Source organism: Shewanella sediminis HAW-EB3 (assembly GCF_000018025.1).
GTDB classification, from domain to species: domain Bacteria; phylum Pseudomonadota; class Gammaproteobacteria; order Enterobacterales; family Shewanellaceae; genus Shewanella; species Shewanella sediminis.
In genome coordinates this window covers 889,687-903,555 of sequence record NC_009831.1, presented here as the reverse complement: position 1 = coordinate 903,555, position 13,869 = coordinate 889,687, and the positions used below count along the sequence as shown (strand labels likewise).

The following is a 13,869-nucleotide window of genomic DNA, read 5'->3' as shown; positions in this document are numbered from 1 at the left end:
AATTTATGCAGTATTACTGATGAAGATCAGTGTACGGCAGTAGAGAAAGATAACGAGCACGCTTGATAGCGCGAGCTAGTTGACGTTGATATTTAGCATTTGTACCAGTGATACGACTAGGAACAATTTTACCACTTTCAGTGATATAGTTCTTCAAAGTTACGATATCTTTGTAATCGATCTCTGTAACACCTTCTGCAGTGAAACGGCAGAACTTGCGACGACGGAAATAACGTGCCATGTGACAGTCTCCTAAGTTTTCAATTCGACATTTTCAGCGTGTAATACCAAACGATTCTGACCATTTCTGCTCTGTTGAAGAGCAATAAATCCCTGAACCTCGATATCCACACCGGATTTCAGTTGTTCTGTAACGCTTTCAAAGCGTTCGCCACTAAATATCACTTGCATCTGACAGTATACGTTTCTAAGCATTTCTGCTTCAAAACACTGAGACTTGTGTTCCAACATAATCACACTATGTGCAATTCCTGCCGGGCTTTTAAAGCTTCTGGAACGAGTAATCGTTCCCGATAACACCAAATGGTTTGTGGCCACAGAAAAACTTACTCAGCTGCTTTTTCAGCGGTTTCTTTAACTTCTTCAGTTGCTTCAGCAGGCGCACTACGACGCTCGCCTTCGCTAGAACGACGTGAATCACGCTCGTCTTTCGCTTTAGCCATTGGAGATGCTTCAGTGATGGCTGCTTTAGTACGCATAACCATGCTACGCAGAACAGCGTCGTTGAAACGGAAAGCTGTTTCAAGTTCTTCAACCGACTCTGCAGATGCTTCTACGTTCATAAGAACATAGTGAGCTTTATGCAGTTCGATAATTGGGTAAGCCAGTTGACGACGGCCCCAATCTTCTAAACGATGTACTTGACCGCCAGCTTGGGTAAGAATACCCGTGTAACGCTCAATCATACCAGGTACTTGTTCACTCTGATCAGGGTGAACCAAAAATACGATTTCATAATGACGCATTTTTTGCTCCTTACGGTTATCTAGCCTCGTTGTTGGCTCAGTCAAACCAAATAGAGGCAAGGAACTAATTAAAGTGACTGATTTAGGACGCGGAATACTACACAAAGCGAACGATAAATTCAACCAATTTTTGACAATATTCACTTTACCGATGCTTGGCATTATAGGTATGATATTGGCTCGACAAAATAGAGCCTCACCGCATAAAAATAATAGTCATAAGAATAAAAAAATGTTTAGAGCCATAGCAGTCCTATTTTTAACTTTCCCCCTATCGGCACTGGCTTTAGTCCCACCGGATTATCAAGAGCCCCCGAGCGATTTTACCGCCGAGATTGAAGCCGGTTTTCAACTCAATACAGGTAACACAGAATCCAGTAGCTTTAACGGCCGAACTAAACTCGTTTACGACACGGAAAAGACGAAGCAAGAGGGGACGGTAAAAGCTTATTTTGCGGCCGATGATGAGAAAACCACCTCAGAGAAGTACGATGTTCAGCTTCAGTCGAGCTATAAACTCAGTGGCGGGTTCGATGGCTATGTCTTCGGTCGAGGCGACTTCACCTTAGATCGCTACGGCAGTTACACTCAAATATCGACCGTATCTACCGGTTATGGTTTCGATGCTATCTCAGATCACAGCACTAAACTCAGTCTTGAAGTCGGCCCAGGTTATCGATATAACATGCCGATAGAGACAGAAGCCGAACCCGATCCCCAAGCCAATCGCGACGTGATTCTACGTACGGCAGTAAAATTTGAGCAGAAGCTCCAGGAATACACCAGCTTAAATGCCGATCTCACCGCCGAAGCCGGTGAAGACAACAGCACCCTCACCTTAGACATGAGCTATAAGAACACCCTGTTCCAGGACTGGGCCTTCAAGATAGGCGTCAACATCAAATACACAGACGTGGTTCCCGAAGGCACCAAGCAGACTGATACCATAACTACATTCAACTTACTGTACACATTCCAGTAGTGGATGAACTTGTCGGATAACAAGTTTCAAATATCTTTTATTGGTTCATCTGGCTTTATTAGTATTCACTTAGCTTTTTGAAACCAAGGCTTCAATATAATCTATAGCCTGCGGCTCGCCTAATGTGCAAACACTTCTGTGACACGCCGCAAGCACAATCCCTGTGGGCTCTGCCGTGACATCCCTGTCACGGAAGGTCACAGCCGCATTTACACTAGTTTATTCTTCTCATCGATTGCAGTTTTCATGTAATCAGCGACACTTTTTTAAATTAGAATAAGTTAACGCCAAAGTTATAACTCATGAAATTTGCTTAGAGAACAACCAATAACAGTGCCATATATGGCACGATTAACCCTCTGGCCTCACCCTCTTCTACTTTCGAAGTAAGCCAAGCTGATGAGCCTTATGCACCAGATGATATCGATTGTGGCAGCAGAGTATCTCCTTCATCCTGTCCACGTGATAGCATATGCCCCGTTCGGAGAGATTCTGACGGGCACTGATCTCCTTGATGCTGCCCCCCTCTGCCAACAGGTTAAGTATATTAAGCGACTTTTGGTTGATGATATCGTAATTGAAGATGGGATTAAGCTTCTCACTAAACTCCGAGGAGTAGAATTCACCATAGAGACGTAGCAAGGCATCAATTTCTGCGCCATTCTCCCAACAGTTGCGGCAAAGCTGCGTGTACTGCTGGTTAGAAAACAGGGTGAAATAACCTGTCCAATGGGAGCTAGTCTCCACCAGCCACAAGGCGACGCTGCTCACCTGTCGTTGATGCAGAAAATCCCTTAGCTGATGCCCACTGGGTTTGCTCAGATCCGGACCGTCCCAAATAGTTGCCCCTAGCTTCCTGGCCATGGTGAAACCGCTTTCTCTTCGATCGGCAAAAAAGCTTACATAATAACGACGGATCTCCAGAGCTCGGTTGCACGATACTAGAGTAAATTTCTCACGTTTCATGACGCGGGGGCTGAACTCCTCCAACTTAGACAGATTGATGCTAATCTCACCGGCTAACTCACTGCTTAACGTGAAATTAAAGCCGTTAAAACCAAACTGATTCAACGCTAAAACCAAGTTGTGGTGTAGATCGGCATGCTTTGGTGTTAGTTTGTCCAAGTCGTTACCTCTTAATACCCAAAATGCCCAGAGACAGGTGAAGAAACCTGCGCAGGTGCGCAGGTTTTGTTGCTGTCCTACTCCGGTTGCTGATGGCAAGTCATGCAGGCATAAGGGTCAGGGAATACACGGCTTATGTCCCAGTCATTATTTCTGGAATTCCAGCGCTGTTCAATGGGTTTATGGTTACCAAACTCATCCGCTGGAACTCCCCGATACTTGGGGTTGAACCCATACATCTTGTTGCCCATCATCTTATCAGCCCCTTTGTATAGCACCTTAGTGGAGGCATCGCCGTGTTTTTTCGGTAGCTTCTCTCCTGCGTGGCAGAAGAAGCAGCGATCATCCTCGCCGTGGGCCTTAGGTGCACCGTTGGCACCGTGACAACTAGCACAGTAGTAAGGCTGCGACTGGCTGAAGCCGTCCCGGCTATTGATCGGCCAGCTGTGACCTCCGTGCCCAAGAGGCTCCTTTAACTCATTATGGCACAGGGTGCAATCGGCAATTTGCCAACCAAAGTGGGCTTCATCCAGCAATGACGCGTTACCTACCGGCGACGAAGGTAGCTCGAAGGTTTGAAAAGTAACCTTGTCTAGCTGTTCTCCTTCTTTGTACTCCCATACCAAGGAATTATTAATATCGCGTTTTGTTGGGCCAAAAATATCGTACATCGATCCGTATACATAAGAGAAATTGTTATACCCGTAGTTCATTGGGTAAACATCCGGCAGCATATGCACAAGCTCGCCACCAAAGGCACCAGCCCAATCTCGCTGGCATACCTCTTGGGAAACACGAGGTTCGCCGTCTTGACTGCCATCAATACCCCAATTGCAATTTGGATATTTACTAAAGTCCGGATCTCCAGGCTTATTTGCCGGATTGTGAAACTCAGAAAACCAACCATAGAGTCCAGAGTTACGCTTACCGCCGATGCTGGATACAGCCCAGTGCCCTACTTTGGCACCTGTTGACAGGGTATCCCAGTAGGAGAAACTAACACCGTTCAATTGCTCCTGAGCGGAGATCATCGCATCCATAACAGTGACCACCCCGGGCTGGAAGATATCGTCCCTATGGTTGTGAGCGGTAATTTTAACGTCATTGGCTTGTGCTTGAACTGAAGGATTCCAGTTAGCATCAAAGGTTAGGGCCGTAATGGACGGTACCATTGGCTGGTTGCCACTGGCCTCAAAGTTCAGGACTTCCTGTCGCTGGATCCACTGGCGCCGTGCCGTCATCTCGTCGGAAAAGGGCTGGAAGGTGATCAAGGAGCCATCCTGAAGCCAGTATTCATCCATCCTGATATAGTTAGCCTCACCAGAAGGAGAAAAACCCTGCATATTTCCCCGGGCACGATTGAAATCGCCGCCATGGGCGTTGAAGCGGAAGTGCCAGTTGCCATTATTCGTCTCCTCTGTTCCGGGGTCAAAGATGCCGGACTGATCCGCATCGAAGGAGACGTTGAAGGTGTAAGTGCCCAGGCCGGTGGTATCGTAATTGGTTATCCCACTCAGTTCAAGATCGTCCCGGCCCCCCGAAAGATACCGAAGCAGATCAAACGCGGAGAAGTGGCCAGGTTTAAATATATCAGGCCTCGCCGTACCGGCACCCAAGCCATCCGGATTAGTGGCAAGGAAGTCGGCCATATCAGAGAGATCCACTTCAATGCTCTCTTTATCATCGTTATAGACTCCGGCAAGGTGGGCATCCAACAATCCCACACCACCATCCTTGTTGAGGTCTGCAGTTGGGTTGTCCAGTATCCACTGGGTTATCTTGTTATCAAACTCCCCCAACATAACTGTAACAGTTCCTGACTTGGGTGCCGTCGGCTTCATTTTTACATCTAGGTAATCATATTGGGATTGAGGCGGTTGAGTAGGCTCCGGCGCTGGGCTGTTGCTATCACCGCAGGCAACGAGCAGAGAGGAGGTTAGTAGTAACAAAAAGATCTGATTGTATTTCATCATTTACTCCAACAGACACGGCAAAGAAGGTGCCGTATATTCAGAGCAAATATACAGATAGCGCAAAATCACTTCACTGTAGAATCTTGCAAGTTCTGTGACCATCTCGCGGAATTGAGACTTCCGCCTCATTGGCTGTTTATCCCCTTTATCGAAGCAACAGATAACCAAGACACCAACAATTATTTGGTCAATGGCAGTCAGGGAATTCAGTAGCCCTTCCAACATGTGTTACGCGATCGTTTAGACAGTATATCGTTTATTCGATGCCATGAGCGAGCAAGTTATTCAGGTCTAATCGAAGAGAAAAATAACCCAGTGTAGATGCGGCTGCGGACGTTGATGGCATGGATGCCATCGTCGAGCCTCCATGGAAGGATTTACGGCGTTTCGTAGAAGTATCTGCACATGCGCTCACCGCAGGTGATAGATAACCATGAAGGTTCGACTTTCATAAACTCATCAATGCCGGTAACGGTCATCAAACCGAACGATGAAAAACAAAAAATGCCGATGAAGACTAATCCGCATCGGCATTCGATACACTATGGAATACAAGCTCCCAAAATGACGATAGTTAAGTTTTCAGAAACTTAACCTAATCTCTGGCGTACAGCCTCAAACAAACAGATCCCGCTGGCAACCGAGACATTCAGGCTCGAGACAGACCCAGACATAGGTATCGATGCAATCGAATCGCAACTCTCACGAGTCAGACGACGCAGACCTTTATCTTCGGCGCCCATGGCGATAGCAAGAGAACCTTTAAGATCTGTCTTGTATAGGTCGCTATCGGCTTCTCCCGCTGCGCCAACAATCCACACGCCTTTATCTTGCAGGCTCTTCATGGTGCGCGCTAGATTGGTCACCTGAAACAGAGGCACAACTTCTGCCGCACCACATGCCACTTTGCTCACTGTTGGCGTTAAGCCTACAGAGTTATCACGAGGAACAATAACGCCGTGTACTCCGGCGGCATCGGCATTACGCAGACAGGCACCCAGATTATGCGGATCGGTAACACCGTCTAAGATTAGGAAGAAAGGGGTTTCAGTCTTCTCTACCAGTGCTAACAGATCATTATCATTGAGCTGCTTTACGGCTTTTACGCGGGCTAGTACACCTTGGTGTTGTCCATTATCAGACTTTTCATCAAGAACTTTTCGCGCAGATGTTTGCACTGAAACACCGTATTCAGCAGCCATCTGCAGTAGCGTAGCTAATCTTTGATCATCGCGGCCAGCCTGCACCCACATTTCGATCACTCGTTCTGGACTGTGCTTTAGTACCGCTTCTACGGCGTGAATTCCGAAGGTGAAATCTTGTTTTTTCATCTATTACTGTCTCTATTGCTTGCTTTGACTTTACGCTTGGCCGAGCTCTTTTTTGCTGAAGACTTTTTAGCCTTCGACTTCTTAGCTGCCGTTGCTGTTTTAGCGCCGGACTTCTTAGCTCCACCACTTGTACTCGTTTTACCAGAACCTAGGCTCTTTTCACCAGAAGCTTTACCCTTACCGGCTTTTGAGCGAGAACCGCGTCGTTTAGGCTTGTCGCTCTTATCACCCTTGGCCAATTTGGCGCCTTCGGCATTCACTCTCTCACGGGCTGTCATCGGCTTCTTGCCACGGCTTGGACGTTTAGACTTACCTTCCTCACCCGCCATCATCAGATCGATCTGACGATCATCAAGATTAACACCGGCGACCTTAACCGTTACCGCATCACCAAGTTGATAGACTTGACCCGAGGCTTCACCGACCAGGCGTTGGCGCATATTATCATATTGATAGTAATCGCTACCCAGACTGGAGATATGAACCAGACCATCGATAAACAGTTTATCTAAACGAACAAACATGCCGAAGTGGGTCACGGAGGCAATTACAGCCTCGAACGTATCACCGACATGGTCCTGCATAAATTCACACTTGAGCCAGTCACTCACGTCACGCGTCGCTTCATCGGCTCGGCGCTCTGTGGTCGAACACTCTTCACCTAGCAGGTCGAGCTCTTCAATTTGATAATTGTAACCACCACAGGGCGTCCACTTCTCTTTCGCCTCACCTTTCTCCTTCGCTAACAGATAACGAATGACGCGATGCAGGATCAGATCCGGGTAGCGACGAATAGGCGAAGTAAAATGCGAATATGCCTCCAGGGCTAAACCAAAGTGCCCTTCGTTATCCGGGGTGTATGTTGCCTGACGCATAGAGCGTAACAACATCACCTGAATCAGTTCGGCATCGGGTCTATCGGCAATCTTCTCCATGATGGCCTGATAATCTTTAGGCGTAGGCTCAAGCCCGCCTTCCATGGTTAAACCACGCTCTTTCAAGAAGTCTTTGAAGTTAGTTAACTTCTGCTCAGATGGTGACTCATGTACGCGATAAAGCACTTCACCTTTGTGCTTTTTCACAAACTTAGCCGAGGCAACGTTGGCTAAGATCATGCATTCTTCAATGATCTTATGCGCCTGATTGCGATTGCGTGGCACTATGCTGTCAATCTTCCTGTCATCATTGAAAACGAACTGAGTCTCAGTAGTTTCAAATGCGATAGCACCGCGTTCGGCGCGAGTCTCGTCTAGAGTCAGGTACAGAGACTGCAGCGTCTGAAGGTGTGGGAAAATAGGTTTGAGCTTATCACTCACCTCTCCACCTTCGAGCATATCGGCCACTTGGGTATAAGTCAGACGAGCATGAGAGTGCATCACGGCAGGGTAGAACTTGTAACCCGATAATTTACCAGCAGCAGAGATCGTCATCTCAGCGACCATACACAGACGATCGACCTCAGGCATCAAAGAGCATAATCCGTTTGAGATCTTCTCCGGCAGCATAGGGATCACTTGCGATGGAAAATAGACTGAGTTACCTCGGCTACGTGCCTCTCTGTCCAGTGCAGATTCAGTGCGCACGTAATGGCTAACATCGGCGATAGCGACCCATAAGCGCCAGCCACCACTCTTTTTCTTTTCAGCATATACAGCGTCATCGAAATCGCGGGCATCTTCGCCATCGATAGTAACCAGCGGCAAACCTCTGAGATCGACTCGCGCCTCTTTGTCTGCCTCAGTCACTTCATCGGGAATCGCACGCAATTTTTTCTCAATCAATCCCGACCAGGTATGGGGTAGATCGTAGTTACGCAGGGCAATCTCGATCTCCATTCCCGGTGCCATCTGCTGACCCAGCACCTCGGTTACTTTACCTGCCGCTTTAACATATCGGCCTGGTCGACGAGTGAGCTCTAACACCACAATATCGCCTTGACGGGCACCATTGCGATCTTCGTCAGGAATTAGGATCTCTTGGGTTATTCTTCTGTCATCGGCGATAACAAAAGCCATACCTGAATCCAGATGGAAACGGCCCACGAGAGCGGCAGTTCTCTGCTCGACTAAACGAACGAGTCTGGCTTCACGGCGGCCTTTGCGATCGACACCAGCTTTTTGTGCCAGTACCTTATCGCCGTGAAAATACATCTGCATGTCACGGTTATTAATAAAGAGGTCGTCACCGCCCTCCTCAAGCTTCAGGAAGCCAAAACCATCTTTATGCCCAATAATCGTTCCTGTTAACAGGTCCATTCTCTCTGGTAAACCATAGGCTTGACCACGGGTAAAGACTAACTGACCGTCACGCTCCATGGCACGCAGGCGACGCCTGAGTGCTTCAAGCTGCTCTTCACCTTCGATCTTCAGAGCTGTGGCTATACGTTCACGGTTCAGAGGTGATGTTTCAGATCGCAAGTACTCTAAAATAAACTCGCGGCTAGGAATGGGGTTTTCATAATTTTCTTGTTCACGCTTCAAATGCGGATCTTTGATCATTCAATATCTCAAATTTTTTACCCGGAAATTATCCGGGTCATACCAACTGGTATCATTTACGGGATCTCAGGTGCTCCTGTTTTGCCCTAGCTATCGCGCTGGGCGGCATTTTCTCTTCGAGCACCTTCAATAATTCTAAGGCTTCTTTCTTGGTAGCCTCATCACTAAATACATCGTTATACAGCCAATGGTATGCCATCTCAAAATCTCTTGGACTACCATAGCCCTCACCAAACAACCTGACTAACATCAACCGTGCCGGCAGGTCACCATTGGCTGCTGCGGGCAATACATAATGAATCGCACGCTCTTTATCCTGGATCACAAATTGGCCGTCATGGTAGTACTCGGCAATTCTCACCATCGCCTCGGCGCTACCCTGTTCTGCAGAATTTCTTAGCAGAGAGATGCCTCTGGGAGGGTTCGCCTTCACGCAAATTCCATAATTGAGCATCTCTGCCCATAAGTACTGATAGAGCGGCAATTTCAGTACTTCTGCTCTGGCTTCAATATCCTGAACTAGCTGACAATCATCACCCGTCACTCGGGTGAGATACTGTTTAGTTCGAATAAGCTCAATGAGCTGCTCCTGACTATAGATATCTAACGCCTTCGTATCAGCCCAGCTCAGCATGGGTGATAGCGAAAACATTGCAACCAATAGATATCTTAGTACGGTTCTTATTGAACCTTTTAGCACTTCTCGCAACATGGATTCTCTCAACGACAAATTCATAAGTAGTGATCAGACAGGATACTCATAGTAAAAAAAATATTCTGTCTCATCAGTACTTGATCTCATCGGCAGTATAACGCATTTCTTGAGAACTACCTGAATTTGACTTAATAAAGAAGCCCAATAAAAAGGCCGCTTAACGCGGCCTCTATATATTAACTAAACGGATTCACCAGAATCATGGTCTCGTTTCTATCGGGACCCGTTGAGATAATATCGATTGGCGTTTCTAACAGCTCTTCGAGGCGCTTAATGTAGTTCAACGCCGCTTGAGGCAGTTGCTCTACTGAAGTCGCACCAAAAGTAGTTTCGCTCCAACCTGGCATAGTTTCCAGCACCGGTGTTACCTGCTCATAGCCTTCGGCTGCAAGCGGTGTCACTGTAGCAATGCTGCCATCTGGATACTGGTAACCAACACAGATCTTAACTTCTTTCAGGCCATCCAGAACATCTAGCTTAGTCAGGCAGAAACCGCTTACGCTGTTGATCTGTACTGCACGTTTCATTGCAACTACGTCTAACCAACCTGGACGACGCTTACGACCAGTAGTCGCACCGAACTCATGACCCTTAGTACCTAAGTAGTCACCAATTTCGTCTTCCAACTCTGTTGGGAAAGGACCTGCACCCACACGAGTGGTATAAGCCTTCATGATACCTAAGACGTAATCAAGGTGACGTGGGCCAAATCCTGAACCTGTCGCAACACCACCGGCAGTAGTGTTTGATGAGGTTACAAACGGATAAGTACCATGGTCGATATCGAGCAGTGTACCTTGTGCACCTTCAAACAGAATAGGCTCACCCGCTTTACGAGCTGTATCAAGCAACTCAGTAACGTCGGTGCACATACTCTTCAGGTAATCGGCGATTGCAAGCGCATCTTTCAATGTCTTTTCATAAGACACTTCTTCACACTTGTAGTACTCAGTCAACATGAAGTTGTGATAAGACATCACATCTTTCAGCTTCTCTGCGAATAGCTCTGCATCAAACAGATCGCCAACACGAAGACCACGGCGTGAAACCTTGTCTTCATAAGCAGGACCGATACCACGTCCGGTTGTACCAATAGCATTATTACCGCGCGCTTTCTCACGGGCAACATCCAGAGCACAATGGAATGGAAGGATGAGTGGACACGCTTCAGAGATAAGTAGACGCTCCTCAACAGGAACTCCACGCCCTTTTAGCATGTTAATCTCAGTCATCAGAGCGTCAGGTGCCAGCACCACGCCATTACCGATAATGCATTTTACATTATCACGTAAGATCCCTGATGGAATAAGATGAAGAACGGTTTTGTCGCCATCGATAACCAGAGTGTGACCCGCATTGTGGCCACCTTGATATCGAACGACATATTTTGCCTGTTCGGTAAGTAGATCGACTATCTTACCCTTTCCTTCGTCACCCCATTGGGTGCCGAGAACTACGACGTTTTTGCCCATTATTTGCTGCACGGTAGTGGTTAAAACGGGATTTTAGCAGATCTATAGGGGCGATAGGCAAGTATTTTATGAAAAAATAATCAACAAAACGACACCTGCGGTGACTAAACCACCACCCAAACGCTGTAGAAGTTGCTGATTTTGATTTGAAATTTCTTTCAAGTATGCCCTCCAACGATTAGGAAATAAAAGTGGCCCGATTCCCTCAATAATGAGCACGATTCCCAGAGCAATCATGATTAGTTGCAAAGACATAACTAAGTGTTTCCAATCCAGAACGATCGACTAGATCTAGAGTAGCAAAAGAGGCGGAGAAAAACAGAGAAGAGTTGCAGTTTTAAATTTCAGGCAATAAAAAACCCAGCAAAAGCTGGGTTTTTTGAATTCTCGAGAGCGAAATATTAACGCTTTGAGAACTGTGGCTTACGACGTGCTTTACGTAGACCAACTTTCTTACGCTCAACTTTACGAGCATCACGGGTAACGAAACCAGCAGCACGTAGAGATGGACGTAGTGACTCATCAAGTTCCATCAATGCACGGGTAATACCGTGACGAATAGCACCTGCTTGGCCAGTGTTACCACCACCCTTAACAGTTACAAAGATGTCTAACTTGTCAGTCATTTCAACTAGCTCAAGTGGCTGACGAACAACCATACGAGAAGTTTCACGACCAAAATATTGATCTAGAGGAAGTTGGTTAACAACGATGTTACCAGTTCCTACTTTCGCGAATACGCGAGCTGTAGATGTTTTGCGACGGCCTGTGCCGTAGTACTGAGTTGCAGCCATTAGCTTAATCCCGTTTAGATATCAAGAACTTGAGGTTGTTGTGCAGCGTGGTTATGTTCTGTACCAGCGTAAACTTTAAGTTTACGGAACATGGCACGTCCTAAAGGACCTTTAGGTAACATACCCTTAACTGCTTTCTCGATAATCATTTCAGGCTTATGGTCTTGCAGCTTTTCAAAAGTGATTTGCTTAATACCACCGATGAAACCCGAATGCGAGTAGTACACTTTGCCTTTTGCTTTATTACCAGTAACAGTAACTTTCTCAGCGTTGATAACGATGATGTAGTCGCCGGTATCGACATGAGGCGTATACTCTGGCTTATGCTTACCACGTAGACGTGATGCAATTTCAGTAGCGATACGACCTAAAGTTTTACCTTCGGCGTCAACAACAAACCACTCGCGAGTGACTGTCTCTGGTGTAGCAGTAAAAGTAGTCTTCATTTTACAAAAACCCAATGTTAAAATTCTGTCTCACATGTTATTACCATTATTGGTAAATAACACAAATAGTGCCATTCCCCGCCCCTTCGAGCAAAGAATTAGGCTTTACAACATCCATCATATTGATGGAGTAACGAGGGCAGGTGGCGGATTATAGTCAAAGCTGAGGTAAAAATCACCTAATTTTTATTAAATTTATCAGCTTTCTCAGTGTATCCACCCAATAAGCGCTAAAACAGCTAAAAAGAGAGTAATCAGGGCAGATGTTCTAGGGCCAGATAATCATGAGATTGCATTTCAGTCAGTCTGGAACGACACCGCCTAAACTCGAAATCCAGCATGCCCTCACTATAAATGGCCTCTAACGACACTTCAGCCGATATGATCAGCTTTACATTGCGCTCATAAAACTCATCCACCATGGCTAAAAATCGACGGGCAATATCATCACCCGTTTGCTTGTCACCCATCTGTTCAACGCCACTGAGCAGCACAGTGTGATAAAGGCAGGCGATCTCCATATAATCTCTTTGGCTTCTGGGACCGTCACAGAGATCCCTAAAATTAGCAAGCAACACTCCCTGAGCTTGCTTCCTGATTGCAATATCTCTCCCGTCCACTTCGATATCAGTAGTGGATACCTCAGACTCCGGAGCCAGCTTATCGAAATAGGAGAGTAGATTCTCATCGGCCTGGGCATCGAGTGGAAAATGATAGATCTCCGCCTGCTCGAGTGTCCGTAGACGATAATCGATTCCCGAGTCTACATTGAGGATCTGGCAATGCTTATTGATTAATGCTATTGCAGGCAGGAACCGAGCTCTCTGTAAACCATTCCTATATAGCTCGTCGGGAATGATATTTGATGTAGCGACCAAAGCGACGCCCTCTTTGAAGAGAGCCTGAAAAAGAGTGCCGAGTAACATGGCGTCGGTAATATCGGAGACGAAGAACTCATCGAAACAGATCACCTGATATTGCTCAGACATCTGCTTGGCAATGATCAATAAGGGATCCCTTTGCCCTTTCAAACCGTCGAGATCGATATGAATTTGATGCATGAAACGGTGAAAGTGGGCCCGTAATTTTTTATCACCAGGCAGAGAATCAAAGAAGGTGTCCATCAGGTATGTCTTACCGCGCCCGACGCCTCCCCATAGATAGAGCCCCTGAACCGTTTGAGGCTTGGCCCCCAGTAAAGAGGATAGCTTACCGAATACACCTGGCTTCGAATTCATCAGCTGCAATTCATCATAGACACGCTGCAAGCTTTTTACGGCTTGTTCCTGCGCAGTGTCATGAGAGAAGTCGGCTCGGTTTAAATCTTGCTGGTAATGTTGCCATGGAGTTAGATCAGACACGTGAAATATTCTCTTTTATCCTTAAATGAACCACTATCTCGACATGCTAATACCAATCGGTATAAGAAAATGGTCAACTCTTCGAGGTTGTTTGGGTATATGGTATCATGCCGATGATCACCAATGTACTAAGTTTTATTAGTCATGTTTTATTAGTCATACTCGATTTTCGAACAGCGAGGAGTG

General features: G+C 46.6%; 14 protein-coding genes. 1 reads left to right on the top strand and 13 read right to left on the bottom strand.

Annotated elements, in window-relative coordinates; genetic code table 11:
• Positions 1–13: 13 nt before the first annotated feature.
• From rpsR to rpsF, 3 genes are read right to left on the bottom strand one after another with little or no spacing between them, the layout of a single operon-like run.
• A complete protein-coding gene (gene rpsR / locus SSED_RS03905) occupies positions 14–241 on the bottom strand; it encodes a 30S ribosomal protein S18 (protein WP_005497284.1) in 228 nt (75 codons plus the stop codon).
• 11 nt (positions 242–252) lie between these two features.
• The gene (gene priB, locus SSED_RS03900; protein ID WP_012141106.1) at positions 253–558 is read right to left on the bottom strand and encodes a primosomal replication protein N; all 306 of its coding nucleotides are present in this window, start codon (positions 556–558) and stop codon (positions 253–255) included.
• A gap of 8 nt (positions 559–566) precedes the next feature.
• Positions 567–986, bottom strand: a complete 420-nt coding sequence (gene rpsF, locus SSED_RS03895) for a 30S ribosomal protein S6 (protein WP_012141105.1) — start codon at positions 984–986, stop codon at positions 567–569.
• Between the two features lie 232 nt (positions 987–1,218).
• On the opposite strand from rpsF, the gene SSED_RS03890 reads away from it, so the two are divergent.
• Positions 1,219–1,968 carry a DUF481 domain-containing protein gene (locus tag SSED_RS03890; protein WP_012141104.1) on the top strand — a complete coding sequence of 250 codons (750 nt, stop codon included), beginning with the start codon at positions 1,219–1,221 and terminating at the stop codon, positions 1,966–1,968.
• 375 nt (positions 1,969–2,343) lie between these two features.
• Here SSED_RS03890 and SSED_RS03885 read toward each other — a convergent pair whose 3' ends face one another.
• The 10 genes from SSED_RS03885 to zapE form a co-directional block, all read right to left on the bottom strand.
• Positions 2,344–3,093, bottom strand: coding sequence for a response regulator transcription factor (locus SSED_RS03885; protein WP_012141103.1), 750 nt, complete (start codon positions 3,091–3,093; stop codon positions 2,344–2,346).
• A gap of 77 nt (positions 3,094–3,170) precedes the next feature.
• A complete protein-coding gene (locus SSED_RS03880) occupies positions 3,171–5,066 on the bottom strand; it encodes a hypothetical protein (protein WP_150104305.1) in 1,896 nt (631 codons plus the stop codon).
• 590 nt (positions 5,067–5,656) lie between these two features.
• On the bottom strand, positions 5,657–6,397 hold the full coding sequence (gene rlmB, locus SSED_RS03870; protein WP_012141101.1) for a 23S rRNA (guanosine(2251)-2'-O)-methyltransferase RlmB: 741 nt from the start codon (positions 6,395–6,397) through the stop codon (positions 5,657–5,659).
• Positions 6,394–8,895, bottom strand: coding sequence for a ribonuclease R (gene rnr, locus SSED_RS03865; RefSeq protein ID WP_012141100.1), 2,502 nt, complete (start codon positions 8,893–8,895; stop codon positions 6,394–6,396). Before rnr ends, rlmB begins: the two co-directional genes overlap by 4 nt.
• 52 nt (positions 8,896–8,947) lie before the next feature.
• Positions 8,948–9,547, bottom strand: a complete 600-nt coding sequence (locus SSED_RS03860; protein ID WP_041421532.1) for a tetratricopeptide repeat protein — start codon at positions 9,545–9,547, stop codon at positions 8,948–8,950.
• Positions 9,548–9,786: 239 nt separating this feature from the next.
• Complete coding sequence (locus SSED_RS03855) at positions 9,787–11,082, bottom strand: adenylosuccinate synthase (protein ID WP_012141098.1); 1,296 nt, start codon at positions 11,080–11,082, stop codon at positions 9,787–9,789.
• A gap of 66 nt (positions 11,083–11,148) precedes the next feature.
• Complete coding sequence (locus SSED_RS03850) at positions 11,149–11,337, bottom strand: DUF2065 domain-containing protein (protein ID WP_041421531.1); 189 nt, start codon at positions 11,335–11,337, stop codon at positions 11,149–11,151.
• Positions 11,338–11,483: 146 nt separating this feature from the next.
• Positions 11,484–11,876, bottom strand: coding sequence for a 30S ribosomal protein S9 (rpsI, locus tag SSED_RS03845; RefSeq protein ID WP_012141096.1), 393 nt, complete (start codon positions 11,874–11,876; stop codon positions 11,484–11,486).
• 14 nt (positions 11,877–11,890) lie between these two features.
• The gene (gene rplM, locus SSED_RS03840; protein WP_012141095.1) at positions 11,891–12,322 is read right to left on the bottom strand and encodes a 50S ribosomal protein L13; all 432 of its coding nucleotides are present in this window, start codon (positions 12,320–12,322) and stop codon (positions 11,891–11,893) included.
• 254 nt (positions 12,323–12,576) lie between these two features.
• Positions 12,577–13,683 (bottom strand): cell division protein ZapE, encoded by a 1,107-nt coding sequence (zapE, locus tag SSED_RS03835; RefSeq protein ID WP_012141094.1) that lies wholly within the window; start codon positions 13,681–13,683, stop codon positions 12,577–12,579.
• Positions 13,684–13,869: the final 186 nt, after the last annotated feature.

Bases quoted from the DNA above. Each gene is read 5' to 3' on its own strand.
- SSED_RS03880 (WP_150104305.1), bottom strand. From the start codon at position 5,066: ATGATGAAATACAATCAGATCTTTTTGTTACTACTAACCTCCTCTCTG.
- rlmB (WP_012141101.1), bottom strand. From the start codon at position 6,397: ATGAAAAAACAAGATTTCACCTTCGGAATTCACGCCGTAGAAGCGGTA.
- rpsF (WP_012141105.1), bottom strand. From the start codon at position 986: ATGCGTCATTATGAAATCGTATTTTTGGTTCACCCTGATCAGAGTGAA.
- rplM (WP_012141095.1), bottom strand. From the start codon at position 12,322: ATGAAGACTACTTTTACTGCTACACCAGAGACAGTCACTCGCGAGTGG.
- SSED_RS03890 (WP_012141104.1), top strand. From the start codon at position 1,219: ATGTTTAGAGCCATAGCAGTCCTATTTTTAACTTTCCCCCTATCGGCA.
- SSED_RS03855 (WP_012141098.1), bottom strand. From the start codon at position 11,082: ATGGGCAAAAACGTCGTAGTTCTCGGCACCCAATGGGGTGACGAAGGA.
- rpsI (WP_012141096.1), bottom strand. From the start codon at position 11,876: ATGGCTGCAACTCAGTACTACGGCACAGGCCGTCGCAAAACATCTACA.
- SSED_RS03860 (WP_041421532.1), bottom strand. From the start codon at position 9,547: ATGTTTTCGCTATCACCCATGCTGAGCTGGGCTGATACGAAGGCGTTA.
- SSED_RS03850 (WP_041421531.1), bottom strand. From the start codon at position 11,337: ATGTCTTTGCAACTAATCATGATTGCTCTGGGAATCGTGCTCATTATT.
- rnr (WP_012141100.1), bottom strand. From the start codon at position 8,895: ATGATCAAAGATCCGCATTTGAAGCGTGAACAAGAAAATTATGAAAAC.
- rpsR (WP_005497284.1), bottom strand. From the start codon at position 241: ATGGCACGTTATTTCCGTCGTCGCAAGTTCTGCCGTTTCACTGCAGAA.